Annotated in this window: 24 protein-coding genes; 15 read left to right on the top strand and 9 right to left on the bottom strand. The window is 52.4% G+C overall.

The features are described 5' to 3' along the window. Positions 1-123: 123 nt before the first annotated feature. Together ACYQ8U_RS01060 and ACYQ8U_RS01055 are read right to left on the bottom strand one after the other, a co-directional pair. Positions 124-888 (bottom strand): tRNA threonylcarbamoyladenosine dehydratase, encoded by a 765-nt coding sequence (locus tag ACYQ8U_RS01060; RefSeq protein ID WP_459943646.1) that lies wholly within the window; start codon positions 886-888, stop codon positions 124-126. Further along, positions 881-1,123, bottom strand: coding sequence for a hypothetical protein (locus ACYQ8U_RS01055; RefSeq protein WP_459943780.1), 243 nt, complete (start codon positions 1,121-1,123; stop codon positions 881-883). The genes ACYQ8U_RS01060 and ACYQ8U_RS01055 overlap by 8 nt, the downstream gene beginning before the upstream one ends. Between ACYQ8U_RS01055 and ACYQ8U_RS01050 the strand changes: the two genes are divergently transcribed. Further along, positions 1,055-1,210 carry a YkgJ family cysteine cluster protein gene (locus ACYQ8U_RS01050; protein ID WP_459943772.1) on the top strand — a complete coding sequence of 52 codons (156 nt, stop codon included), beginning with the start codon at positions 1,055-1,057 and terminating at the stop codon, positions 1,208-1,210. The two genes, ACYQ8U_RS01055 and ACYQ8U_RS01050, sit on opposite strands and share 69 nt — an antisense overlap. Here ACYQ8U_RS01050 and ACYQ8U_RS01045 read toward each other — a convergent pair. Both ACYQ8U_RS01045 and ACYQ8U_RS01040 read right to left on the bottom strand, forming a co-directional pair. After that, entirely contained in the window at positions 1,201-1,713 is a 513-nt protein-coding gene (locus ACYQ8U_RS01045) for a YgjV family protein (RefSeq protein WP_459943645.1), read from the bottom strand. The genes ACYQ8U_RS01050 and ACYQ8U_RS01045 overlap by 10 nt on opposite strands. 75 nt (positions 1,714-1,788) lie before the next feature. Then, positions 1,789-3,069: a hypothetical protein gene (locus ACYQ8U_RS01040; RefSeq protein WP_459943644.1), complete on the bottom strand. Its 1,281-nt coding sequence runs from the start codon at positions 3,067-3,069 to the stop codon at positions 1,789-1,791. 266 nt (positions 3,070-3,335) lie between these two features. On the opposite strand from ACYQ8U_RS01040, the gene ACYQ8U_RS01035 reads away from it, so the two are divergent. Both ACYQ8U_RS01035 and ACYQ8U_RS01030 read left to right on the top strand, forming a co-directional pair. Then, positions 3,336-4,232 (top strand): amidohydrolase family protein, encoded by an 897-nt coding sequence (locus ACYQ8U_RS01035; protein WP_459943643.1) that lies wholly within the window; start codon positions 3,336-3,338, stop codon positions 4,230-4,232. A 39-nt stretch (positions 4,233-4,271) separates the two neighbouring features. Continuing rightward, the gene (locus tag ACYQ8U_RS01030; RefSeq protein ID WP_459943642.1) at positions 4,272-4,577 is read left to right on the top strand and encodes a Dabb family protein; all 306 of its coding nucleotides are present in this window, start codon (positions 4,272-4,274) and stop codon (positions 4,575-4,577) included. On the opposite strand, the gene ACYQ8U_RS01025 is transcribed toward ACYQ8U_RS01030, so the two are convergent. Next, entirely contained in the window at positions 4,565-5,044 is a 480-nt protein-coding gene (locus tag ACYQ8U_RS01025; protein WP_459943641.1) for a GNAT family N-acetyltransferase, read from the bottom strand. The two genes, ACYQ8U_RS01030 and ACYQ8U_RS01025, sit on opposite strands and share 13 nt — an antisense overlap. A gap of 309 nt (positions 5,045-5,353) precedes the next feature. On the opposite strand from ACYQ8U_RS01025, the gene ACYQ8U_RS01020 reads away from it, so the two are divergent. The 11 genes from ACYQ8U_RS01020 (at position 5,354) to ACYQ8U_RS00970 (ending at position 18,131) form a co-directional block, all read left to right on the top strand. Beyond that, a complete protein-coding gene (locus ACYQ8U_RS01020; RefSeq protein ID WP_459943640.1) occupies positions 5,354-6,829 on the top strand; it encodes a sensor histidine kinase in 1,476 nt (491 codons plus the stop codon). After that, complete coding sequence (locus ACYQ8U_RS01015; protein WP_459943639.1) at positions 6,826-8,181, top strand: sigma-54-dependent transcriptional regulator; 1,356 nt, start codon at positions 6,826-6,828, stop codon at positions 8,179-8,181. Before ACYQ8U_RS01020 ends, ACYQ8U_RS01015 begins: the two co-directional genes overlap by 4 nt. Positions 8,182-8,390: 209 nt before the next feature. Beyond that, a complete protein-coding gene (locus ACYQ8U_RS01010) occupies positions 8,391-8,696 on the top strand; it encodes a hypothetical protein (RefSeq protein WP_459943638.1) in 306 nt (101 codons plus the stop codon). 38 nt (positions 8,697-8,734) lie between these two features. After that, positions 8,735-9,826 carry a hypothetical protein gene (locus tag ACYQ8U_RS01005; protein WP_459943637.1) on the top strand — a complete coding sequence of 364 codons (1,092 nt, stop codon included), beginning with the start codon at positions 8,735-8,737 and terminating at the stop codon, positions 9,824-9,826. 21 nt (positions 9,827-9,847) lie between these two features. Further along, positions 9,848-11,809, top strand: coding sequence for a proton-conducting transporter transmembrane domain-containing protein (locus ACYQ8U_RS01000; RefSeq protein ID WP_459943636.1), 1,962 nt, complete (start codon positions 9,848-9,850; stop codon positions 11,807-11,809). Positions 11,810-11,860: 51 nt separating this feature from the next. Next, positions 11,861-12,778, top strand: coding sequence for a respiratory chain complex I subunit 1 family protein (locus ACYQ8U_RS00995; protein WP_459943635.1), 918 nt, complete (start codon positions 11,861-11,863; stop codon positions 12,776-12,778). Further along, positions 12,775-13,428 (top strand): hydrogenase, encoded by a 654-nt coding sequence (locus tag ACYQ8U_RS00990; RefSeq protein WP_459943634.1) that lies wholly within the window; start codon positions 12,775-12,777, stop codon positions 13,426-13,428. Before ACYQ8U_RS00995 ends, ACYQ8U_RS00990 begins: the two co-directional genes overlap by 4 nt. A 4-nt stretch (positions 13,429-13,432) precedes the next feature. Beyond that, on the top strand, positions 13,433-14,860 hold the full coding sequence (locus ACYQ8U_RS00985; protein WP_459943633.1) for a proton-conducting transporter transmembrane domain-containing protein: 1,428 nt from the start codon (positions 13,433-13,435) through the stop codon (positions 14,858-14,860). Beyond that, on the top strand, positions 14,853-16,364 hold the full coding sequence (locus ACYQ8U_RS00980) for a hydrogenase large subunit (RefSeq protein WP_459943632.1): 1,512 nt from the start codon (positions 14,853-14,855) through the stop codon (positions 16,362-16,364). Before ACYQ8U_RS00985 ends, ACYQ8U_RS00980 begins: the two co-directional genes overlap by 8 nt. Before the next feature lie 19 nt (positions 16,365-16,383). Continuing rightward, the gene (locus tag ACYQ8U_RS00975) at positions 16,384-17,127 is read left to right on the top strand and encodes an NADH-quinone oxidoreductase subunit B family protein (protein WP_459943631.1); all 744 of its coding nucleotides are present in this window, start codon (positions 16,384-16,386) and stop codon (positions 17,125-17,127) included. Between the two features lie 161 nt (positions 17,128-17,288). Continuing rightward, positions 17,289-18,131, top strand: coding sequence for a cytidylate kinase-like family protein (locus tag ACYQ8U_RS00970; protein WP_459943630.1), 843 nt, complete (start codon positions 17,289-17,291; stop codon positions 18,129-18,131). A gap of 17 nt (positions 18,132-18,148) precedes the next feature. Here ACYQ8U_RS00970 and ACYQ8U_RS00965 read toward each other — a convergent pair whose 3' ends face one another. Continuing rightward, positions 18,149-19,033 carry a HesA/MoeB/ThiF family protein gene (locus ACYQ8U_RS00965; RefSeq protein WP_459943629.1) on the bottom strand — a complete coding sequence of 295 codons (885 nt, stop codon included), beginning with the start codon at positions 19,031-19,033 and terminating at the stop codon, positions 18,149-18,151. 264 nt (positions 19,034-19,297) lie between these two features. On the opposite strand from ACYQ8U_RS00965, the gene ACYQ8U_RS00960 reads away from it, so the two are divergent. Next, a complete protein-coding gene (locus ACYQ8U_RS00960; protein WP_459943628.1) occupies positions 19,298-20,170 on the top strand; it encodes a hypothetical protein in 873 nt (290 codons plus the stop codon). Between the two features lie 75 nt (positions 20,171-20,245). Here the strand turns inward: ACYQ8U_RS00960 and acnA are convergent, their stop codons facing one another. The 3 genes from acnA to ACYQ8U_RS00945 all read right to left on the bottom strand — a co-directional run bounded on the left by acnA (position 20,246) and on the right by ACYQ8U_RS00945 (position 24,111). Continuing rightward, entirely contained in the window at positions 20,246-22,990 is a 2,745-nt protein-coding gene (gene acnA / locus ACYQ8U_RS00955) for an aconitate hydratase AcnA (protein ID WP_459943627.1), read from the bottom strand. 102 nt (positions 22,991-23,092) lie between these two features. Then, positions 23,093-23,584 (bottom strand): DUF3124 domain-containing protein, encoded by a 492-nt coding sequence (locus ACYQ8U_RS00950; protein ID WP_459943626.1) that lies wholly within the window; start codon positions 23,582-23,584, stop codon positions 23,093-23,095. Positions 23,585-23,616: 32 nt separating this feature from the next. Continuing rightward, the gene (locus ACYQ8U_RS00945; RefSeq protein ID WP_459943625.1) at positions 23,617-24,111 is read right to left on the bottom strand and encodes a ferritin family protein; all 495 of its coding nucleotides are present in this window, start codon (positions 24,109-24,111) and stop codon (positions 23,617-23,619) included. Positions 24,112-24,213: the final 102 nt, after the last annotated feature.

Below are 24,213 nucleotides of genomic sequence, written 5' to 3'. Positions count from 1 at the left end.
CTAAGGTACTTATCCCGGCTTATTTCCCGTTTACCGGGGTTAGTACCTTACACCGAGGGAGGCACCACTCTTCCACGGAACAGTGGTGCCTCCCGGCAGTTCATTCAAGAGCTGATCACGTGGTCATTTTGCCAATTGAGCAAGTCTCATGATTGCCTGGTTGGCGATGGTCAGACCAAAAATCCCGGTGATAGTCGGCAGGCTGCCCAGAACATTTCGTTGCCGGCCCCGGTCGGCATAGGGGGTTTCGCCTATCTGTGTTTCCTCTTCGGGCAAGCGGTAGTCAAAATCAATTGTTTCAATCGAATAGACACAGGCGATTCCTTCCCCGACGCCCCTTCTTCTCAGGCGCTTGCGCAGGTGCCTGGCCAGCGGACAGTTGGACGTGGCAAACAGGTCGCCGGAACGTATGAGGGTAGGGTCGGTGCGCAGGGCGGCGCCCATCGAACTTATGATTGGAATCCGCCGTGCATATGCTGCCTGCAGGAGCTGCGTCTTAGGGTTGAGCGAGTCGATGGCATCGATGAGCAGGTCAGGCTGCGGATCGAGTATCTGCTCCATGGTGTCGTCGCCGGCAAAAAGTTGCAGGACCTCGACGCGGCATTGTCCATTGATGGCCAGCGCCCTTTCTCCGGCAACTTCCGCCTTGGAGCGGCCGATGGTGGTTTCCAGCGCAAGAATCTGCCGATTGAGGTTGCTCGGCTGGATGGTGTCAAAATCGATCAGCCGCAGGCGACTGACCCCGGCGCGAACCAGCCCTTCCATGACATAACCGCCCACCGCCCCCAGCCCGACCAGCGTCACCATTTTGCTCTGCAGGAGCTGAAAACGTTCCTCGCCGAGGAGTCGTTGCGTCCGTATAAATCGGTCTACATGTATATCATTCATATTCAGGTACTTTCAGATTGGTCGCAGAATCAAGACAAAAGATAAGCCCCATCATTCGACAAGCAAAGACTTCGCAAAATATCGCATAATTCGATTTGGTTATGGTAATAAATCGTCTTATAAAAGCCAAACTTTTACCCTCGCCAGAATGGCCAGTGGCGACTGCATCTTTCTTGATGGCCGAACCCGCCGCTGTACCATCTATGCCACGCGGCCGGAAACCTGTCGCAATCATCCGCGGGTCGGACCTCGACCCGGGTATTGTGCATTCGGTAGAAAAATGGCGGCCTGGAAGTCGAGTGGCGGCCCTCCTCAGGGGTGAAGCGTCTGTCTTTTCGGGAGGATATAGAAACGAAAATAGCCGACGACATTGCTGCTGATAAAAATTGCCTCCATCAGCACCGCTCCTGGTGAGCCGGCAAGAACGTTGTGCACGAGCCACAGACTTGTACCGATGAGCATCAATTGCCTGAGGAGTTTATCCTCTTTACAGAAGGAGGCGACGGTGCCGAAAAGACCTCCGGCGCAGCCGAGGATGGACAGCAAGCCGGCATAGGTGCCGATTGAGATAATAATTGTCGCACAAAGAAACAGGCCCATCAGTTTTTTTGAGGTGCTGAAAATACTGGTCGTGAAGCGAACGGCTGCCACCAGGCCGAGAAAGGCCGCCGTCCAGTGACCGAGCAGCATGAAATGGGCGGAGATCAAAGTGCAGGAAATCAGCAGGCAGGCGACGATCTTTTTTCGTTCCTTAAATTGAAAGGACAGGGTGTCGGTGCAGATGGCGATGCCGATGAGGATCTGTGAGAGAAGAAAATCAGACATCACGAGTTGCTGGCCTCGGTTGGAAGTCTCTGGTTGGCAGTTCGAAGAGTTTCATTGGTAAACTATTCCGATCGACTATACAACGTTCCGCTGTGTCCGTCCATCGGCTTTGTGTTGCTCTTCGCCCGGCTCCTCCCCTGTCATATCTAAAGATTCGGCATTGTAGCGCCTGCCGGCCACATCGTTTGGAAAAATATCGACAGCCGCCAGACTGTACAGACATTGACTGGTTTTTGAGATTGTAACTATAAAATCGATAAGTTCGTCGAGAAGTGTCGGCGGTAAATCCCGCTCAGGTGCATCAAAGAGGAGTATCGGTTCGGCCCTGCCGACCACCCGGCTGAAGGCGATGGCCAGACCACCATTTGCCTGCAGCTGTCTGAGGGAGAAGAGCGGTCCGTCGGTTGCTTTTGCCACCGGCTGGTCATTGATCAGCCGCAGCACCCCAGCGGCAGACCTGTCGATGCGCAGCTTCATTGAGGAAAATTGCCATGCCGCCAGCTGGCCGTTCAGTTCATCAAAGAATGCGCGCGCTGCAGCGGCTGAGGTGTGGCCGAGGGCTTTGCTGTGCTCGGAGATTACATGCAAAAGGTGCTGATGCGAGGCAAAGTCCTGCTCCGCGTCAGCGGCTGCCCGCCGACCAGGTGGCTTGACAGAAGCAGGGCGACCGCCAAGGGCGACAATGAGTGGCAGCCGGCAGCGAACAGTATCGCGTGCCGCCTGGAAATGATCGGCGCGGAGAACGGCTGTCCTTGTCGTTTCGATGTGTTGTCGAAAGCTTTGCCAGAGCGCGGGGGGCAGGTCGTCCAGCCAGTGGGCCAGCAGGTCCTGAAGGGTGTCCTTGATGCGATCCGCCGGTTTCAGGCTGCGGATGATGTCGACGAGCGGGTGTGAATGTTCCGGAACCAGACGCTGCGCCTCATCGAGTAAGATCCGTATATTGTCGGCAATCTCGCTCCAGCGGGTCGAGGCGGCCAGTTCGACGAAGTTGATCCAGCGGGAATAATCCAGGCGTCTGCCGACCTCGATCCGGTCGGTCTCATAGAGCGCCGGACTTATGGTCGCCAGCTCTTTTACCAGTCCGGGCGTGGCGCTGAAGACAGCAAGGGCAACCGTGCGTTTGCTTGGATGGATACGTTTCGTGTGGCCGTCCTCGGTGATATATTTCGGGAAATCAGCAAACGGTTTGACGCTTTCTATTGCATACGGTGGGTTGATGGTTTGCAGCATCCGCAGAAAATTGCTGCCATATTTCGGCTGTGGGAACTGCAACAGGTTCAGGTGCGGGCTCAATTCAAACCACCGGCTTTGCGTGAGTGGGCCGGATCCGCGTATTCTTGCCTGAACGAGCTTCATTGCTGGTCTCCTTGGATATTATCCTTTTGATGACAGACCTTTACCTGGCCATTCATGCTGTTCCCGTCTGTAAAAAATAAGCATGATGGTGCGAAAGGACAGGTTGCTGCCGGCAAGGTTATCATTGAATTCTTCCGCAAAGATTTGTATGCACAGGGGAGCAGGTACGCCGTCGTAAACAAAGAACATGGCCAAAGAAGATCCGCAGGTGCTGGCAGGTGCTGAGCCCTGTTCGCCCTCTTCGCAAAGGAACAAATGGTGTCATAATGCTGCGACCAAATATGCCGGCGGTCAATGACCAGGAAGGTGCAAAAATTCCCCACGGCCTTCCTGCGGTGATTGATGCCCATGTACATATCTTTCCCCGTAATATTTCTGCTGCCATTCATAAATGGTTTGATAAAAACGCCTGGCCAATCAGGTACCAGTTGACTTCATCACGGATATTTGAATTTCTTTTGTCGCGCGGTATAGCGCACGTCGTTGCCCTGCAGTACGCGCATAAGCCAGGGATTGCTGCCGACCTGAACCGGTATATGGCTGAAAAATGTGCAGAATTCAACAATCGGGTGACAGGAATGGCAACCGTATTTCCCGGTGAGGACAAGGCGGAAGAGATCTTACAGCAGGCCTTTGATGGTGGTCTGGGCGGAGTGAAACTGCATGCGCATGTCCAGTGCTTCGACATGAACGCCGAGTATATGCAGCCTCTGTACGAATGTTGCCGCAGAAATAAAAAACCTCTAGTCATGCATGTCGGCAGGGAACCGAAAAGCACCGCCTATAATTGCGATCCCTATCAACTCTGCCGTGCCGAAAAAGTCGAGCGGATTGTCCAGGCGTTCCCTGATCTGAAAATCTGTGTTCCCCACCTGGGCTTTAACGAGATCTCGGCCTACAGAAAAATGATCGAAAAATATGATAATCTCTGGCTCGATACCACCATGGTCATTACAGATTATTTTCCCCTGCAGGAAAAAATCGATCTTCGCCGTTACCGATCGGACAGGATTATGTACGGCTCGGATTTTCCCAACATCCCTTATGCCTGGGACAGAGAACTGCGAGAATTACAGGCAGCGGAAATCCCGCGTGCTACGTTGATGAAGGTAGCCGGTCAAAATGCCGCCGAATTTTTTGGTCTTACATTTCCTGCCGCATGAGTGCCGGTTGAAGAGAAATAGCGAGTGGAGTCAATTGATATGATAAAGCATATTGTCATCTGGAAGCTGAAAAACAAAACCTTGCCTTTGGGTGAGTGTGCCGATGCTCTGGCAATAAGAGCTGCCCTGCAGGAGCTGGTGGGTAAAATCCCCGGCCTGCTGAAGGCGGAGGTCGGCATCGATTTTCGCGGCAAGGAGAGCTCGGGCGATATTGTCCTGTACTCGGAATTTGCCTCGAGAGAAGCGCTTGAAACTTATCAGAATCATCCGGAACATGTGCGGGTGGGCAGGGAAATCGTCCGACCCGCGACATACGACAGAAAAATGATCGACTATGAGGTTTGAGCCGGCGTCCCGGCCAGGTTTTTCCGCATGAGGATTGCATGGCCGCCGTCTTCATAATAGCCATAGCGAAAACCATACTGCTGAAAGCCATACTTTGTGTAGAGTCTGATCGCCTCCTTATTGTTGTCGCTGACCTCCAGGGTAAGCATGGTACAGTTTGCCTCGCCGGCAATGGCCTCGAGAGCGGCAATTAATTTCGCGCCGATGCCGGTGTTTCTTGTCGATGTGGCAACACCGAGGGAGTAAATGCGCATTTTTCGACTGTTTTTTCTCCTCAGCAGGATGGCGTAGCCAACTATTGTGCCAGCCTTTTCAGTTCTGACGACGATAACCGTGGCGTGCCGGATGAGATATCTGAAATTCTTCCGCGAACAGCAATCCGTCATAAACAGCGTCTGTTCAAGGACAACAAGCTGGTCGACATCGGCCAGTGTCGCCGGTTCAATAAGAGAGTCGGTGGTGTTCATGGGTGTTGTCCGGTGGAGAACCTACTCATCTAAGGTGTTCATGGTCAACCTCCTAGTATAGTCCTGAACAACCTGAATCTCCAGCACAATTTTTGGTATCATGTGGCGGCGAGACAAACCTGACAGGGGTGCTGCAGTCGCCTTGTGCGCTGCGGATAAAAGGTGATCGACCGAATGATTCGGTTTGACAACATCTTCGCTTGTCTATTATATCTCCCTTGCGGCGCTTTACCTTTTGCTGCTATCGACCGGGCATTGAGCCTTTGTCATACCCCTGAAATCTGCACTGCATGCAACGTTGTCTTGCCCATGAGACTGTTTTCAAAAATATATACCATCCTGCTCCTTGGCATACTCAGCATGTTGATTATTCACGGTAATCTCAATTATGAGGCGGAAATAGAGCAGTTTGATACTGCTATGGCGGATAATGCCCGACAGATCGCCTGGATCATGTCGGGAATGATAGCGCATACCTGGCAGGAAAGTGGTCCCGAAACAGCAATCGATCTTATCGAAGATGCCAACCAGGCCGACCGGTTAATGGATATTCGCTGGGTCTGGCTGGATGAAATTCTGCCGGTGCATGGTGCGGCCCATCCCGAGCTGCACAGCCTTGGGGCGACCGAAACAGTGACGCCGGTTTCCTTTACCGCCCTTGATCAACAGCGTATAAAACAGCGTTACACCCTTATTGCTGTGGCCATTCCCGGCAACCGGTCCGGGGCCATTCAGCTCACCCAGTCACTGCTGCCCCGGGCCGAATTCACCCAGAAAATGCTCATTCGCTCCCTGTCAATTACCACCCTGCTTGCCCTTGTCGCCAGTATCATCGTCTACTTTCTCATCCATGTAAAAATCAGAAAACCCCTGGAAAAACTTTCTCGAAAGGCGATAGAGATAGGCAAGGGAAATCTGATGGCGAATCTGGAAATAAAGGGGGAAGACGAGCTGGCCGGCCTGGCCGGGATCATGAACGATATGTGCACCCGGCTGTTGATCGCCAAGGAGAAGATTCATTTTGAGCATCTGGCTCGGCTGAAAACCCTGGAACAACTGCGGCATACGGAAAAATTGTCGACCGTCGGCCAGATCGCCGCCGGCATCGCCCATGAAATCGGCACCCCGCTCAATGTTGTCGACGGCAGAGCAAAAATGATCATTGCCGAACCGCTGGAGCACGATGAGATAGTCGATTGTGCGAGGATTATCAAAAACCAGGTGGAGCGGATGACCCTGATTATCCGACAGCTGCTTGATTATTCGCGAAAGAAAAAATCCCAGCCGAAAATCCTCGAGAATGTCGAGACGCTCATGCGGCAGGTGTTTAATCTGCTCTCACCCATTGCCGCCAAGCAGGGGATTCCCCTTGTTTTAAACATCGCCCCCCAGACGCAGCTGGCCTGTCGTATGGACACGCAACAGATTCAACAGGTGTTCATGAATGTTCTCCTGAACTCGATTCAGGCTACCCCGAAGGGCAAGAATGTGCAGGTAGACATCTCCAACACCAAGCTCAAATCGATGATGCACACCGATGATCAGCTGGAGAAATTTATCCGCATCGACGTCCTCGATGAAGGAGCGGGTATTCCCGAAGACAAACTGCAGGAAATTTTCACCCCCTTTTTCACGACGAAACAGATAGGTCTGGGCACGGGGCTCGGCCTGTCCATCGCCCGGGAACTGCTTGAAGAGCACGACGGATGGATTGAAGTTCTGAACCGTCCGGTCAGGGGGGCTCAGTTTTCCATTTTTCTTGGCCTGGTGGAGAAAGAACAATGATCGGTCATATCCTCATCATTGAAGATGATAAAGATATGTGTGAGATGCTCGATGTCGGGCTGGCAAGACGCGGGTTCAGCACTTCTTCCTGCGTACACAGCCTCGAAGGGGTGGCTCTGATCGACCGGGAACAGCCGGATGTGATCCTCACCGATATTAATCTGCCCGATGTCAGCGGCGTGCAGATCTGCCGGGAAGTGGTTGCCACATGGCCGGAGATCCCGGTGGTCATGATGACCGCTTTCGGATCGATGGAAACCGCCATCGAAGCGATACGGGTCGGCGCCTATGACTTTATCACCAAACCGCTGGATCTCGATATCCTCGCCGCTGCCCTGCAGCGGGCGGTCGATCACCGAAGGCTCAAGCAGCAGGTGCAGGTGCTGAGCGAGGCATTTGCCCGGATTCATACCTTCTCCGGGATGCTTGGGGAGAGTCAGGTCATGAAGGATCTCTTTTCCCGCCTGGAGCGCATTGCCGATGCCGAGACCTCGGTGCTTATTACCGGGGAGAGCGGCTCGGGCAAGGAAATCACCGCCAGGGCGCTGCATGCATACAGCCGCAGAAAAGATAAACCGTTTGTCGCGATAAACTGTTCCGCCCTGCCGGACAATCTGCTGGAAAGTGAGCTGTTTGGCCATATCAAAGGGTCTTTTACCGATGCCTGGCAGGACCGCAAGGGGTTGTTACTGGAGGCGGATGGCGGCACCCTGTTTCTTGATGAGATCGGCGATATCCCTTTGTCCCTGCAGCCGAAACTGCTGCGGGCCCTCGAGGAACGCACCGTGCGGCCGGTTGGCGGAAACAGGGAGATACCTTTTGATGTGCGGGTGATAGCCGCGACGAATATTGATATTGAACGGGCCGTTGCCGAGGGGCTGTTTCGCGAGGATTTATACTATCGACTCAATGTGATCAAGGTGGAGGTCCCTCCCTTGCGCAGGCGCGGGACGGATATCCTCCTCCTGGCCGATAAGTTTGTCCGGGATTTTGCCGGAAAACAGGGGAAAAAGGTCACCGGACTGGCCGAATCAACCGCCAAGAGACTGCTCGGCTATGCATGGCCGGGAAACGTCAGGGAACTGCGTAATGCCATGGAGCACGGTGTAGCCATGACCTTGTTTGACAGGATAGTCGCGGAAGATCTGCCGCAGAAAATTCGCAGCCATGCGGGCAATGCACTCTTTCTTGAAACGGCTGACCCGATCGAGTTGATATCTCTTGAGGAGATGAGCAGACGGTATATCGCCCATGTCCTGAAAACGGTAAAGGGCAACCAGTCCGTTGCCGCCCAGATTCTGCAGATTGATCGCAAAACCCTGTATAGGAAACTGCAGAAACTCATTGATTGATGGCGGCGTAAAAACTCTTCATCCGAAGTCTACGCTTATCTGCTTCGTTGTGCGCCTGTAGGAAGTACCCCGTCCATCTGGGGCACATTGCCCGACTGGGGCATTGTGCCCCGCATAATCCCCTCCGGTTTGATATGTCCGAGCCTCTTTTCTGAAAAAATATATAATAATATAAGTAACATATCTGTTCTGTGGCAATGGCACGCCGTATGCAGAACAAGCCGGAACTTGCAGGCCTGGAGAGAACAGGAGCAAAGAACAAACAATTTTCCGGGATAGCCACGGTGAAAATAATAATTGGAATTTTCCAGAAGAAAGAAGACGTGATCAGTTTCCACCGACATCGCATGCTCGATATTACCTCGCTGACGGAGGTTGGACCGTTTTTTTCAAAAAATCAGGCTCTTTCCTGGATGAAAGAACTGCACGGCAAGATTGAGAACAGTGAGATTGCCCATACACCCGAGAACGGTGACGATACCTTGAAATGGTATGGCTTTACCTTTGAGGAATGAAAAAGATTTTTCTAGCTGTCATGGGAGTTGATTAAAAAATGTCCGCACATATTTTAACGCATCACTCGCATTTCCTGTCCATTTTCGATGGAACAACGCCACCCTGTCACATCAGGGGACGGATGATTTCCAGCCGGGAGTTTCTCCCCCGGCTGAAAAATTTTTGCCTTTCCCTTGGCTTCAGAAAGCCGATTCTCCTGACCCCTGGACCATCCGCCGCTCTGGATATGCACTGTGATGGTCACGGTGATTCGATTTTTGTGGCGAAAGATGACGTCTGCCCGGGAAAGGATTCGGTCACTCTCCTGGCAACCAGGGTTGCCTATAACCCGAACTGGGGGGTGTATGGCGGTCTGCCTCGTCCACTTATTCATGAAACGTCGGACTGCCGGACGGAAGGCACCATAGCCAGTTTTATTGCCCCATTTCTGGCGCAGTATCAATTTGCCCAGAATCATATCTATCTTGCCTGTCATGCAACAGACCAGTACCTGGTTACCCTGCCGGCGGACCTGATAAACAGGGGACAGGAGAATACCGGACAAAAGTTGAAGATCCTTCTCGATAAAATGGTCGATCTCGACGAAAAAGGTGGTTATGTCCCGCACAGTGTTTCCGACTCCCTGGTTTCTTTTCGACTCTCCGCACAATTTGCAGATCTTCTCCGGCACAACAATTTTCCCGGGAGTACAGCAAAAAAACAGAGAATCGGCAGATTCCTTACCCCTGACCTGTTTGTTTTTGCAGGTAGTCGGCAGGCGAACGGCAGAGACGGCAACAGCGGTCGTAACGGCGGCACCAGCACCTTTGTCGAGACACTTCAGCCGGTAATCAATCACATCATAACCGATGCTCATCCCCAGCTGCTGGCGGCGATGATCCACCTGCAAAGTGAATTTTCCCAGGCCGTTGACGAAATGCAGCACTGCAGCAGGGAAAAACATTCGGAAAATTTACTGTGCATTGCCGGACTGGATATTGATCTGGGGTCTTTCGGGGGCAGAGGAAAGCGATATTTTGTGCCATGGGCCGCCTGCGTACACCGGGCTGGTACCGATGACGCGCTCACCCATCAACTGGAGCAGGATGATTTATTTGTCGCCCTGATGGCGCAGGAAAAAAATGTTTGATGTAAGGAGACGAAACAACCAATGAATATTTTTCTCCTGGCCCTGGCAATGATCCTCCTGGGGGGGGCGTTACCCCTGTTGACCTACCGCTGGTTTATGCTGACCAAATGCATCTCTATCGGTGTGACCACCATCGGCTGTATCACCGGATTCTATTCGATCTTTTCCGCAAGCGCTGATCCGGCGAGTCTCGCCTGGTCCTGGCCGTGGCTGCATGTCTTTACTCTTAGTTTTACCTTTGATTCGCTCAGCTTGTTTTTTCTGCTGCCGATTTTTCTTATCTGCCCGTTGGCGGCCATTTACAGTTGTTTCTATTTCGAGCGCGCCGAGAATTCCCTCAGGACGGCAATCAGCTATTTCTTTACCAATATTCTCATCGTCTCCATGGCCCTGGTGACAGCCGCTGCGAACATGCCTACCTTTGCCCTTGTCTGGGAGATTATGTCCATTTCTTCCTATTTCCTGGTGATGTACGATTATGAGAAGACGACGACCAGAACGGCGGGATATCTCTATTTTCTCTTTGCCCAGGCCGGGGCCCTGCTCATCTTCGCTGCTTTTGGGGTTATCTTCAGCCATAACGGCAGCTTTGATTTTGCCCAGGCGGCGGCCATTCCCGAATCTGTCAAGTTGCTGGTCTTTTTGCTGGCCTTTCTTGGTTTTGGTTCAAAGGCCGGCATCTTTCCCCTGCATATCTGGCTGCCCCATGCCCACCCCGCTGCCCCGAGTCATATCTCGGCCATCATGTCCGGGGTGATGATCAAGATGGGTATCTACGGCATTCTCCGCTTTTATTTCGTCCTTGGCGCAACAGACATCCGTCTGGGCCAGACCGTGCTTGTCTTCGGCATAATATCCGGACTGCTCGGCGTTCTCTATGCCCTTGGCAAGCACAACATAAAGAGACTGCTTGCCTATCATAGTGTGGAAAATATCGGCATCATTCTCATGGGAGCGGGCCTTGGCATGATTGGTGTTGCGCAGGGAGATGCGGTCATGGCCGGCTTTGGTTTCGCGGGCTGTCTGCTGCATGTGCTGAATCACTCGATCTTCAAGTCATTGCTGTTTCTTGGCGCCGGGGCAGTCATCCGAAGAACCGGGACCAGCCATGTCGACCAGCTGGGCGGGCTGATGAAAAGGATGCCCGTTACCGGAAAAACCTTTCTGGTTGGTTCTGTGTCTATCTCCGGCCTGCCGCCTTTTAATGGCTTTATCAGTGAGTTTTTAGTCTATTTTGCCGCCTTCCAGGGTCTGCAGTATAGCCAGTCTACCTTGTTGCTGACGATGATCGCGATAATTTCCCTGGCGGTCATCGGCGGCCTGGCGTCTTTTTGTTTTACCAAGGTCGTCGGCATTGTCTTTCTTGGCGAGCCTCGTACCGAACATGCCCAACGGGCAACCGAGGGCGGTCTGGCCATGATTGTGCCAATGGTTCTTCTGGCGGCTGCCTGTCTTACGATCGGCATCTTTCCCGCAAGTTTTATCGAGCTCGCTTTTGCCGGTCTGGCGGATATCACTCTGCTCGGCCAGATCAATACCGCGCTTGTTGCAACCATCGGCGCCAATCTTGCGCTGGGCTCCCGTCTCTTTCTGGCAATTATCTTTTTGGTTGTCCTGTGTCGAAAATTTCTCTACCGGGGTAAGGAGATCGCCGCGGGACCGACCTGGGGCTGCGGTTTCACCAGGCCTACTGCCAGAATTCAGTATACCGGTACCTCCTATGCCCGGAGTGTGGTTGATTTTTTCCGGCCGTTCGTGCTGATACGAGAGACAGAGGTTCGATTGCAGAAGATCTTTCCGAAACGGACCGCATATACCAGCCGGGTCGATGATATCGCCGAGGCCGCCATGAATTTCGGCCTGGTCTTTCCCCTGCTGGCGATGTTGAAAAAACTTCGCTGGATACAGCATGGAAATGTCCAGCTGTATATCGGCTACATCATTGTGGCAATACTGGTTCTGCTGCTGGTCCTCTTTATCTGATCCTAACTAACGGGACGTGTAAATTATCAGTTGATGTTCAAAGGAATGCATATGGAATCTCTTGTATCAATCGGCATAGCTCTTGTGTCGGCACCGTTATTTCCGGGAATTATTTTAAAGGTGAAGGCGCTCTTTGCCGGGAAGAAAGGTCCGCCGCTGTTGATCAAATATTACACCTTGGTGAAACTCCTGCGTAAAGGCTCGGTATACAGTACCACCACCACTTTTGTCTTCAAACTCGGCCCGCTTGTCTCTTGTGCCGGGGGAATCATGATTCTGCTGTTCTTCCCGCTGGCGGCCGTTGCGCCAGTACTCTCCTTTCATGGGGATGTGCTGGTGCTGTTTTATATCATGGCCACCGGACGGTTCTTTACCATCGCTGCAGCCCTTGACACCGGCTCGCCCTTTCAGGGTATGGGGGCTGCCCGCGAGGCGTTTTTCGGCACCCTGGCCGAAGCCTCTATTTTTGCCATCCTCATCCTCTTTTACCGTATGACCGGCGCGCTGAGTTTTGGCGAATATTTTACCGGAGCAACACCGATCAGTCTGATTGGTCCTTCAGGAGCCCTGCTGCTCCTGGTCATTGTTGCGCTGTTTATGGTGCTGCTTACCGAGAACTCAAGGGTCCCGGTTGATGATCCGGCGACCCACCTGGAACTGACGATGATTCATGAAGTGATGATCCTCGATCACAGCGGCCCTGATCTGGCCCTGATAGAACTTGGTTCCTTTTATAAGCTGTATTTTTATGCGGCCTTTCTTGCCTTGATTGTCTGTCCGCTCAACTCGGACGGCGGTTTGATGAATCTGCCGGTTTTTTACGGCGTGCTGGTGCTGGTCTATGTCGCCATTGGCCTGGTGGAATCGATAATGGCGCGATTCCAGATGAGCCTGGTCCCCAAATTTGTCCTGGCCTCCAGTATCCTGGTGGTTTTTGCGGCAATTCTAACCATGGGTTTTATTGAATGAAAAATATTAATGACATGATCATGGTGGTTATCCTGCTCTCCGTGTTGTGGTCACTGGCCTCCAGCAGGCTCATCACCCTGATAAAGATCATGGCGGTGCAGGGATTTCTCGTCTCTCTTCTTCCTCTTCTGCTTGAGCATCACAGCAGTATGGGCAGCGGTGGGCTGATCTTTTTTCAGGTAATGATCCTGACAAAAGGCATTCTCATCCCGGTACTGCTCTATGTTGCCCTGAAACGTATTGCCATTCAGCGGGAGATAGAACCGATCATCGGCTACCACGCCTCGCTTTTTGCCGGCCTGGTAATCATCCTGCTGTCGGTTTTTATTACCGACAGGCTGCATCTCGCCGTGCCCAGCGGACAGGAACTGATACTGATAACGGCCATTACCACCATGTCAGCCGGCTTCTTTCTGATGATGGGACGGAAAAAGGCCATAACCCAGGTGATCGGCTACCTGATGCTGGAAAACGGCATATTTCTGATAGGTACCGCACTTATCAAACATTTCCACACCGTTTATATGGTTGAATTCGGCTTGCTGCTCGACCTGCTCGTCGGGGTCATGGTCATGGGGATTATTCTGCACAACATCAACCATGCGTTTGATGATATAGATACCGATCTCCTCAATCGCTTAAAGGACTGAAAAAATGTTAGAGCTCATCTTTATACTGCCGATGTTGACGGGTCTGGTCACCCTGGCCGTCCCGGCTTATCTCGGGCGGGGAGTGCTGCTGGTCACGGCCATTTTTCATTTTCAGCTGACGATCATGGCCTGGCTCGGCAAGCTGCCGGTCTATGCCGAGCGATTTTTTTCAGAGACCCCTGAGGGGATGCTGGTACTGCTGCTGACCTCCTTCATCTTTCTCTGCATTGCCTGCTATTCCATGCGTTACATGGAGGAGACAGGGCTGAACAAGGGAACGATATTTCCCGGTTGCATGCTGCTTTTTCTCGGCACAATGAGTATGGTGACCCTCGCCGACCATCCTATTGTCCTGTGGATAGCCATCGAGGCGACCACCCTGGTCAGTGCGCCGCTTATCTTCCTGCACCACTCCAAAGAGGCGCTTGAAGCGACCTGGAAATATGTGCTGATCTGTTCGGTGGGGATCGCCTTGGCCTTACTCGGGTGTTTTTTTGTCACCCTGTCCATTGATATTGCTGAGATAGAAATTTCTCTCAGCTTTACCTTTCTGAATCAGGTCGCCACCCAGCTGGATCCGATGTGGCTGAAAGTTGGGTTTATCTTCGTGGTCATTGGCTTCGGCACGAAAATGGGCCTGGCACCCATGCATACCTGGCTCCCCGATGCCCACAGCCAGGCGCCCTGTCCGGCTTCTGCCTTGTTGTCGGGGGCACTGCTCAACTGTGCCTTCCTCGGCATCTATAAAATGCATACCCTGATGTATCTGGCCGGGCTCGGAGAATTCTCCGGCAACATCCTCATTGGTTTCGGACTGCTGTCGATGTTTGTCGCTGGAGTTTTTATTCTCCGGCAGCCGGATTACAAGCGCATGCTCGCCTATTCGAGCATCGAGAATATGGGCATCATTGCCTTCGGCGTAGGCATCGGTGGATTTGCCCTCTACGGAGCGATTTTGCATATGATTCATCATTCGCTGATCAAGTCGTCGCTGTTCCTCTCCGCCGGCAATATTCACCTTGGTTTTGACACCAAAATGGTCAATCGAATAGGTGGCTTGATTAAATATTTTCCGAAAACATTTCTGTCCTTTTTTGCCGGCTTCGTCGGCATTTCCGGCTTGCCGCCGTTCGGCATTTTTATCAGCGAGCTGTTTATCCTGATCGGTGCCTTTCAGACCGGCCATCCGATCAGTGCTGTCCTCTTCATGCTCAGTATGCTGCTGGTGCTGGCCGGCGCCGCGCAGCTTTTCACGAATATGTCTTTTGGTGTGCGCGAGCACGAAGTCCTGGTGCGGGAGAACGTGCTGCGCATCGTCCCGCCGTATATTTTGCTGCTTGCCTCAATTACCCTCTGTGTCTGGATGCCGAGTGCCATGTATACTGCCATTATGAACACCATCAAAATAATCGGAGGCACGATCCATGGATAACCTCCTGCGGATAAAGAATGGCGAAGCGGTCAAACGATCGGCAATCCCCTGCGTTCCCTTTTATCGTTTTGCCGAACTAATGGCCGATTTTGTCGGCAATAACGGCTTTGTCGTCCAGTTTTTTGCCTTTGTCGACGGTGAAAAAAATCGGCTGCTGGCCGTTGTACGCAATAAGGATCTCTATGTCCTGAGCACCGAGGTGGGGGAGGATTTTCGGTCACTGACCATGGCCTGCAGTGAAAAATTCCATATGTTCGAACGGGAAATAGCCGAACAATACGGCATCACTCCGCTCAACCACCCCTGGTTGAAGATGGTCCGCTATCATGCGAATTATCGTAATGTTCCTGATGTCTTCGGCAATAATTATCAGCAAGAGATCCCGGGGAACTATGCGTACTTTCAGGTCGAGGGGGAAGCTATCCATGAGGTGGCCGTTGGCCCGGTCCATGCGGGTATTATTGAGCCAGGACACTTCCGTTTTCAGTGTGCCGGAGAAGAGGTGTTTTCCCTGGAAATTCAGCTTGGCTATCAGCACCGCGGGGTGGAGAACCTGTTGACCCAGGTGCCGTTGAAACGGTTGCCGGTTATATGCGAGGGCATTGCCGGGGATACCAGTATCGGTCATAACCTCTGCTGCTGCCAGGCCCTCGAGTCTCTGGCCGGCCTGTCGGTTGACCCCGGGGCCAGGCTTGTCCGCTCGATAGCCCTGGAACTGGAACGTATTGCCAACCATATCGGCGATCTTGGCGCCTTGAGCGGTGATGTCGCCTTTAATCCGCCGGCGGCCTATTTCGGCAGAATCCGCGGGGAGTTTCTCAATCTGTTACAGGTACTGTCCGGTAATCGGTTTGGTAAAAGTCTCGTACTGCCGGGCGGGGTGTCGAAGATCATGAATGTCGAGCAGGTGAAAATAATCGAAGAGAAGTTGAAAGAGTTGGAACCGGAGATACGCCATGTCTGCGACCTGCTCTTTACCGCTCACACGGTACAGGCTCGATTTGAACACACCGGCACGGTGGCCAGGCAGATGGCCGAAGACCTCGGGCTGGTCGGTTACTGCGGCAGGGCGTCGGGAATTGAATATGATGCGCGGGTATCCTTTCCTACCGAGGCCTACGAACCGCTGCCGGCAAATAGAAGCGAAATGGTCAATGGTGATGTCTACAGCCGGGCCATGGTGCGTCGTGAGGAGATATTTCATTCCATCTATCTGATCAGGACATTCTTGAACAGATCGGGGGAACGCAGTTCAAAGACCACCATGCATGAAATGTCTCTTGAACCGGATGCCTTCGTGGTGACCGTCAATGAGGGCTGGCGGGGAGAGGTGTCGCACTGTCTCTTGACCGACGGCAGCGGCAAAATCATCCGCTATAAGGTGAAGGATCCGTCCTTTCACAACTGGACCGGGCTGGCCATGGCTCTGAGAAATCAGGAGATCTCCGATTTCCCTCTTTGTAATAAGAGCTTTAATCTCTCCTATTGCGGCTTTGATCTCTAAAAATCGAAGGTAGAACCATATGTTGAAAATCATCAGAAACAGAATTGAGCAGGGATGCCGGACCACCAGCTACCCGAAAGAACCGATCAATCTGTACCGGCGATACCGAGGGCTGCCAAAGATTAACAGTGACTGTGACCCGTCGATTATCAGTCTCTGCGAGGCTATCTGCCCACAGGATGCCATTCTCGGCGCGGAACGAAAAATCGATCTCGGCAAATGCACCTTCTGCGGACGGTGTGAAAATGTATCGGAAGGCGCCTTTGTCACCTTCAGCCAGGATTTCGGCATGGGCACGGCGACCCGGGAGGCCCTCATCTCCGATGGATCCTTGCCGGCGCTTGCGGAACATGGGAAAAAACATTTCCATAAGCTCTTTGGCCGATCGCTCCAGTTGCGCCAGGTGTCCGCCGGTGGATGCAATGCCTGTGAAGCGGACACCAACGTCCTTGCCACGCCCTTTTTCGATCTGGCCAGATTCGGCATTGATTTTGTCGCCTCTCCGCGCCACGCGGACGGCATACATGTTACCGGTCCCATTTCAAAAAACATGCGCTCGGCGCTTATCTCGACCTATGAGGCCGTTCCTTCGCCGAAGGTGGTCATTGCCTCGGGAAGCTGTTCCATTTCCGGTGGACCCTTTTTCGGCAGCCCTGAGATATTTGGCGATTTGAACCACATTATCCCTGTGGATCTCTATATTCCCGGCTGTCCGCCCCATCCATTGACAACGCTGCATGCCCTGTTGCAATTTTTCAAATAAAAAATTCATGCTTGTGTTTACTTTGGTGTAAAAAGTGCAGAATATTAAACTGATACCTTTTTTGGAGGGAAGCTTTACAATCTTCCTCTCGAGGGGTAGTATACATCGTTTTCGTTAATGCGTGCGTCATTTACCAATAATTACATAACAGGGAGTTCAGTGTGGCCATTATAACCATTTCAAGAGGGTCCTATAGTCGGGGCAAGGAAGTAGCGGAAGCTCTGGCCAAACGTCTTGGATATTCCTGCGTTTCCCGGGATATTCTGCTGGAAACCTGTGAAGAATTTTCCATTCCCGAAATCAAGCTGGTCAAGGCACTGCACGATGCCCCTTCTGTCCTGGAACGTTACAGCCATGGCAGAGAACGCTATATGAGTTATTTTCGTGCCGCCTTTCTCAGTCATATGAGCAAAGATAATATTGTTTATCATGGGTTGGCCGGCCATTTTTTTCTGCAGGATATCTCGCATGTTCTCAAGGTGAGGATTATCGCCAGTATGGAGGATCGGGTCAAAGAAGAGATGAAACGGGAAAACTGTTCAGCGGAAGAAGCCCGCTACACACTGAAAAAAGATGATGCTGAACGGCAGAAGTGGAGTCTGTCTCTGTATGGGAAAGACACCTTGAATTGCAATCTTTATGACATGGTTCTGCATATCGGCACCATGACCGTCGACGATGTTGTCGATGTCCTGGCGGCCATGGTTGAAAAGGGAAGATTCAACGCGACGCCGGAATCAGTTGCACTTCTTCAGAAAAAGACCTTACTCGCCAATATCCATGCCAAGATCGTCAACATTTCGCCCCGGGCAACAGTCGACATCGAGGACGGGGTGGTCACCCTCAGCAATCTTGAAGGCGGCCTGAAAAACGACCAGGAGCTGCGCAGGAAAACAGCGGCAAGGCTCATCGAGACCTACGGGGTAAAAGATGTTGTTTTTGCCAAGCCCATTAAAGCGAAAAAAGATTATGTCAATCCTTTTTATAATATTGACGTCAAGTAACAAAATCCTTGCCAGGATCAGTCCACAGACTCTTCAGTCAGCCCCGGCAAACTGAAGAGTTCTGTTGTATGGTCGCCTACCTCGGCCATAAACAGCCTGTTTCTGAGCGCAGAGGGTCTGCCGAGTAACAGGGTCGTCGCCGCCGCACATTCAACGGCGGCCATATACATGGCCGCAAAAGGCAAGGTACCTATCGACTGCTCCATCCCTCTTTTTTGTGCTTTTTTTGCCGGGCCGTAGATGTTCCGTAGTCCGGGATCCTCCGGGAAAATCACCGTTGCCTGCCCGCTGCCGCCGCCGATAGCCGCCGAAATAAGTGGAATGGCAGCCTCTCTACAGGCATCTTCAAGGACAAAACGGTCGGCAATGGAGTCAAGGCAGTCGATGGTCAGCAGGGCGTCACGGAGAATCGCCCGGCCGTTGTCGGCCCGGAAGAATTCAGCTACCGCGTGCACCTCGACCGCCGGATTGATATGCCGGACACGCTGCTCGGCTGTTGCCGCTTTTGATTGGCCGAGAGCGTCAGGGCTGCTCAAAAGTTGCCTGTTCAGATTACTTTCCTCAAAACAGTCGCCGTCGACCAGGGTGAGTCGGCCGACCCCGATTCGAGCGAGAATTTCCGTGACCGCGCCACCGAGGCCGCCGAGGCCGATAATCGCCACATGGGAGCGCAGCAATCGAAGCTGGTCGCCATTGGACAAGGAGTTCTGATTGCGGCAGTATCTTTCGGGAACTATCCCTTCTTCCAGGGCGATACCTTCGACTGCTCCTAGCGATAAGCCGGTTTTTTCGGCAATTTCGCAGGCATCACGCAAAAGAATGGCCTGGTACAGTGATTGATCCGGGCGACTCCGCTGCTGTGCGTATGTCTGCAGTAAATCATACACTCTGCTGTTTTTCATGGTTGTTTTTCCAGGGCTCGATGAGGGAAAAAAAAGCGCTTGTGACTAAACGGAAAACTCGAGACATGTTGACCGGTGCATGTCTGTTTGTCAAGGTTCAATAAAATAGTCCAGCCGCAGGGAGTGCCGGACAAAGAGTGGTTGGCAACTCACCTCTGATTGTAGTATACAGTGATTGACGTCGGGGTGATCCCGGGGGGAAGAGCTTCTCCTCCGGATCGGCTAGTTTGTGGATGAGGTAATTATCTGAAGTGGATTGAGGACATGAAGACTGAAAAATCAAGTAGTGGACTTTTTCACAAGATCCGGACAAGGATATCGGGACGGCATAATGAAAGTAAGGCCGAACAGGAGTCGACACGCCCCGAAGAAAGCCATCGAATGATGGAAGAATTCAATGCCGTGAAGAAAAATCCCGGCCAGCTGACCGGGTGGGATTTTGATCGGGCCTTTGAATTCATTGAGCGATATCCCGATGCGCCTCAGTCGGAAATTCTCATCGGCCAGATGTATGCCACCAATGGCCAGGCGTTGAAGGGACTGAGTTATGCCAGCGCGGTAAAGATACTTGAGCGGATGCCCGGTCATGCCGGTATCCCGTCCATTATCAAGGGGATGCGTGCGATTGAAAGGGATTATATCAAAGAGCTGCGATCCGATGTTATCGCCCATATGCTCAAAGTCATCCCGGACCACCCGCTGACAGAGGAGCTGACCACTGCCCTGTCTGTGAAAAATCTGACCAATGCCTATGATTTTGTCACCGCCAATCCAGACAATGTCTCTACCAAAAAAATCATCAAGGCAATGTTTGACAGGGATCCGAATATTGCCATTCTGCTCCTCCAGGAAAAGATGGACCATCCGCAGGTGCGCAGTATCTTTAATGGGATCTATAATATCAGTAAAGATTCCGAAATCAAAAAATTAACGCCCAATGCCATCATCTTCATCCTTGATGTGGCGCCCGATCACCCAAAGGTGCATAAGATGATCGAGGTGCTGGTGGACAGGAATTACGTCAAGGCCTACGATTTCATAAAAATGTATCCTGATCATTCTCTTGCCGGGGAAATAAAAAGTCTGGTTCTGGAACGTAAACCTGAGCTGAAAAAATTATTTGAAAGTAACGAGTGATCTCCCTCCGGTCCCGACAGGCGTTGCGCTTGTCGGGGCCGGGAGGTTGTTAGTGCCTTGCCCAGGAGGCGGCCCTTACTCCTTCATCATCTGGCGCAGGACATAGGGCAGGATGCCCCCATGCCGGAAATAGGTGACGTCAACCTCGGTATCAAGGCGGGCGATAACCTCGAATTTTAAAGTGCTGCCATCCTGTTTTACAGCTGTAACCTGCAAGGCTTTGCCGGGAGTGATGTCCGCCAGTCCCTTGATCGAATATATTTCCGTTCCGTCCAATCCCAAAGAAACAACATTTTCGCCCGTTTTGAAAACCAGCGGCAGAGCCCCCATGCCCACCAGATTGTTGCGATGAATCCGCTCAAAGGATTCGGCAATGACCGCTTTGATGCCGAGGAGGTTGGTGCCTTTTGCCGCCCAGTCCCGTGAAGAGCCGGTTCCGTACTCCTTGCCGCCAAGGACGATGAGGGGAATCCCTTCCTCAAGGTACTTCATGGCGGCATCATAATTATACATTTCGATATTTTCCGGCAGCTTGACGGTATAGGCGCCTTCCCTGGGGGCGACCATTTTGTTTTTAATGCGGATGTTACCGAAGGTGCCGCGCATCATTATCTCGTGGTTGCCTCTTCTCGAGCCATAGGAATTGAAGTTGTCCGGTTCGATACCCTGCTCCATCAGGTAACGGCCGGCTGGATAATCCTTCGGGATAGCCCCGGCGGGCGAGATATGGTCGGTGGTAACGCTGTCGCCGAGGAGAAGGAAGTTTCTCGCCCCGACAATGTCTTCAGGTGCTTTCGGTACATCGGTGAAGTTGTCGAAATAGGGTGGGTTTTTGATATAGGTTGATTTTTCATCCCAAATATAGGTAGTACTTTCCGGGACCTGTAACGCTTGCCAGAAGGCGTCGCCATCAAAAATATGGGCGTATTCCCGGGTGAAGGCTTCCTCGGTGACATGTTCCTGCACCAGTGCCTCAATGGCCTCGTTTGTCGGCCACAGGTCTTTCAGGAAAACCGCCTGGCCGTTCGGGTCGATGGACAAAGGCTGGCTGGTCAGGTCGATATCCACCCGGCCGGCGAGGGCAAAGGCCAGAACCAGCATCGGCGAAGCAAGAAAGTTGGATTTGATCTGCTGGTGGATGCGAGCCTCAAAGTTTCTGTTGCCGGACAGAACCGCTGCGACATTCAGGTCCTTTTCCTTGATGATCTTTTCCAGGGCCGGGTTGAGCGGGCCGCTGTTGCCGATGCAGGTGGTGCAGCCGAAGGCGGCAATGTGAAAGCCAAGTGCCTCGAAATAGGGCATCAGGCCGGTTTTTTCCAGATAATTGCTCACCACCTTCGAGCCCGGGGCAAAGGAAGTTTTGACATAGCCGGGCACTTTCAGGCCACGTTTCACCGCCTCCCTGGCCATCAAGCCGGCACCGATGAGTACATGGGGATTTGACGTGTTGGTGCAGGAGGTAATGGCGGCGATAACCACACTGCCGTCGCTTACTTTGACCGGGTTGCCGTTGAAAATAATTTCAATATCTCTTTTGGCGATAGCGTGGCAGGAATCGTCACGACTGGTTTCACAGCCGGATTCATCAATGAAAGTAGAGACCGCAATGGGGTTGGTGTCACGTTCGAAGTTGCAGCCGAGGATGTCGGCAAAAGCCGATTGCATGCCACTGAGAGGAATGCGGTCCTGGGGACGTGCCGGTCCGGCGAGCGACGGCTCGACGGTGGACAGATCAAAGTCGACAACTTTGGTGTAGTCGATGTCTTCCTGCTCCTTGTAAAAGAGCCCGATCTTCCTGGCGACGGCCTCGGTTACGGCAGCCTGTTTGCTGCGTCCGGTCAGCTGCAGGTAGGTGATGGTTTTGCTGTCGATGGGAAAATATCCGAGCGTCGCACCATATTCAGGGGTCATGTTGGCGATGGTTGCCCGGTCCGGGATGGACAGGCTTTGCATCCCAGGTCCGAAGTATTCGACAAATTTCTCGACCACCTTGTTTTTCCTCAGCAGTTCCGTCAAGGTCAGGACCAGATCCGTGGCGGTGATACCGGACCGCAGTTTCCCGGTCATCCGCACGCCGACGACCTCCGGGATGGACATATAATAGGGTTGGCCAAGCATGACCGCTTCCGCTTCGATACCGCCCACCCCCCATCCCATGACGCCGATGCCGTTAATCATCGGGGTGTGTGAATCGAGGCCGACGACGGTATCCGGGTAGGCGTATGTTGTATCACCTCGAGTTTCGGTGATCATCACCCGCCCCAGGTGTTCGAGATTGACCTGGTGACAGATTCCGGAGTTGGGGGGGACGACCCTGAAGTTGTTGAAACCTTTCTGGGCCCATTTCAACAGGGAGTACCGTTCGCTGTTCCGCTCGTACTCTCTGGCGACATTGCCGGTCAAACTGAGACTGGTTCCGGAGAGATCGATCTGCACCGAGTGGTCGGCAACCAGTTCGACCGGTACCCGGGGATTGACCTTGGCTGGATCCCCGCCACGTTTTTTGACGGCATCCCGCATGGCCGCAAGATCGACTACGGCCGGAACCCCGGTAAAATCCTGCATCAGCACACGGGCAGGGTGATAGGGGATTTCAACCGGGGTAGCGTAGCTTTTTTGCCAGTCGGTGATAGCCCGCAGATCCATTTCCTGAACTATTTTTCCATCAAGTTTTCTGAGCAGGTTTTCCACCAGGATGCGGATGGAATAGGGAAGGCGGTCTATTGCACCGAATCCCTGATTGGCAAGGTCTCGAATAGCAAAGTAGCTGTAAGAAACGCCACCGGCTTTTACTTGTTGAACGAAGTCCTGACTCTGCATGATGTCCTCATGTTAATATTAGTAAGTGCCGACGAATGGGAAAAGAAGCAGTCTATTAGTCTGTAAAACCACAGTGGTCTGTTACGCGGGGGCGGGAAGAAGCTATTCATGCTGTTGCAAAATCGGCTGGCCCCTTGAGGTAAACGAAATGCCCAGCTGTGATTGAGTGCTGATCATAATCGATTCGATAATAGGCGGGTTTATCGGTTTTTCCGAATGCCATTTGACGATAAAATTTGCCCCGGAACCGCCGCTGCTGTCTCTTTCCGGAACGATGTAACGCTCCGTACCGAGGGGACCGAGGACAATGGGCTCTTTCAGGTATTCCTTGAGGAGCAAGCCTTCGGTTTCATGGTAGTTGACCGCAGTGATGGTCAGGGAATTGGCCATATCGGTGTTGCGGATACTGAGGGTAATCGACAGCAGGAGCGGGGCTTCTTTATTACCATGATAAATATGTGAATAGGCCGGAATATATACCGTCTGTCTTTTGGTCAATTGCAGGGGATCCGCGGCCCAAAGAGATGGCGTTTGTAGACAGAACAGCACAAGGTGGATGATAAAGAGCTGTGGCAGAGATCCTATTTGTCGCATGGTTTGACCATTTTTTGAGGTGTAAAGATCGGTTACCGACAGGAGAGGGGGTCGCAGGAATCACATCCGGCGGGGGCATCCAGATGTTCAAGTTGTTGTATGTGGTTTCGTTCTTCCTTGATAATCCTGCCGAGCTGTTCAATGGTCTCCTGGTCGTCGAGAAAGCCGATGAGAAATTCGTAGAATAAAATGGTATCCAACTCGAAGGCTATCGACCTGGCGAGGACTTCTTCGACATTCTTGGCGTTCTTCAGCTCGTTTTCGTCCAGTAAAAAAGTGTTTCCTTTCACCATTTCCTGCAGCAGTGAGCGGCCAACCGACTCCATCTCCTGCTGTTCCGCGGTTAAAGGCTTGCTTGACTTAAGCTTGGTAAACCACGTGGCATGGCGATTCTCCTCCTCTGCCATCCACGCCAGTACTTCCGCCACCTGCGGGTCTTTGGCCGCTTTTGCGGCCCTGCGGTATGTTTCTTCGCCGTTTCTTTCAATTTGTATGGCTATGTTGCGAATATCACCGATAGTAAACATTGATCTCTCCTGTTTTGTGAGCATATCCATTATCTTAAGGGATATATTCTCGTCTATTGTACAGGTTTTAGTCAGCCTTACAAATTCTTATTTTACCACGCC

The organism is Desulfocastanea catecholica, from assembly GCF_054657295.1.
Note: the sequence above shows the minus strand (reverse complement) of the source record. Positions and strands in the feature narration are given on the sequence as shown.

Bases quoted from the DNA above. Each gene is read 5' to 3' on its own strand.
- ACYQ8U_RS01045 (WP_459943645.1), bottom strand. From the start codon at position 1,713: ATGTCTGATTTTCTTCTCTCACAGATCCTCATCGGCATCGCCATCTGC.
- ACYQ8U_RS01000 (WP_459943636.1), top strand. From the start codon at position 9,848: ATGAATATTTTTCTCCTGGCCCTGGCAATGATCCTCCTGGGGGGGGCG.
- ACYQ8U_RS01025 (WP_459943641.1), bottom strand. From the start codon at position 5,044: ATGAACACCACCGACTCTCTTATTGAACCGGCGACACTGGCCGATGTC.
- acnA (WP_459943627.1), bottom strand. From the start codon at position 22,990: ATGCAGAGTCAGGACTTCGTTCAACAAGTAAAAGCCGGTGGCGTTTCT.
- ACYQ8U_RS00995 (WP_459943635.1), top strand. From the start codon at position 11,861: ATGGAATCTCTTGTATCAATCGGCATAGCTCTTGTGTCGGCACCGTTA.
- ACYQ8U_RS01040 (WP_459943644.1), bottom strand. From the start codon at position 3,069: ATGAAGCTCGTTCAGGCAAGAATACGCGGATCCGGCCCACTCACGCAA.
- ACYQ8U_RS01055 (WP_459943780.1), bottom strand. From the start codon at position 1,123: ATGATTGCGACAGGTTTCCGGCCGCGTGGCATAGATGGTACAGCGGCG.
- ACYQ8U_RS00975 (WP_459943631.1), top strand. From the start codon at position 16,384: ATGTTGAAAATCATCAGAAACAGAATTGAGCAGGGATGCCGGACCACC.
- ACYQ8U_RS01020 (WP_459943640.1), top strand. From the start codon at position 5,354: ATGAGACTGTTTTCAAAAATATATACCATCCTGCTCCTTGGCATACTC.
- ACYQ8U_RS00950 (WP_459943626.1), bottom strand. From the start codon at position 23,584: ATGCGACAAATAGGATCTCTGCCACAGCTCTTTATCATCCACCTTGTG.
- ACYQ8U_RS00980 (WP_459943632.1), top strand. From the start codon at position 14,853: ATGGATAACCTCCTGCGGATAAAGAATGGCGAAGCGGTCAAACGATCG.
- ACYQ8U_RS01015 (WP_459943639.1), top strand. From the start codon at position 6,826: ATGATCGGTCATATCCTCATCATTGAAGATGATAAAGATATGTGTGAG.
- ACYQ8U_RS01030 (WP_459943642.1), top strand. From the start codon at position 4,272: ATGATAAAGCATATTGTCATCTGGAAGCTGAAAAACAAAACCTTGCCT.
- ACYQ8U_RS00945 (WP_459943625.1), bottom strand. From the start codon at position 24,111: ATGTTTACTATCGGTGATATTCGCAACATAGCCATACAAATTGAAAGA.
- ACYQ8U_RS00965 (WP_459943629.1), bottom strand. From the start codon at position 19,033: ATGAAAAACAGCAGAGTGTATGATTTACTGCAGACATACGCACAGCAG.
- ACYQ8U_RS00990 (WP_459943634.1), top strand. From the start codon at position 12,775: ATGAAAAATATTAATGACATGATCATGGTGGTTATCCTGCTCTCCGTG.
- ACYQ8U_RS01035 (WP_459943643.1), top strand. From the start codon at position 3,336: ATGCTGCGACCAAATATGCCGGCGGTCAATGACCAGGAAGGTGCAAAA.
- ACYQ8U_RS00985 (WP_459943633.1), top strand. From the start codon at position 13,433: ATGTTAGAGCTCATCTTTATACTGCCGATGTTGACGGGTCTGGTCACC.
- ACYQ8U_RS01010 (WP_459943638.1), top strand. From the start codon at position 8,391: ATGCAGAACAAGCCGGAACTTGCAGGCCTGGAGAGAACAGGAGCAAAG.
- ACYQ8U_RS01005 (WP_459943637.1), top strand. From the start codon at position 8,735: ATGTCCGCACATATTTTAACGCATCACTCGCATTTCCTGTCCATTTTC.
- ACYQ8U_RS00960 (WP_459943628.1), top strand. From the start codon at position 19,298: ATGAAGACTGAAAAATCAAGTAGTGGACTTTTTCACAAGATCCGGACA.
- ACYQ8U_RS01060 (WP_459943646.1), bottom strand. From the start codon at position 888: ATGAATGATATACATGTAGACCGATTTATACGGACGCAACGACTCCTC.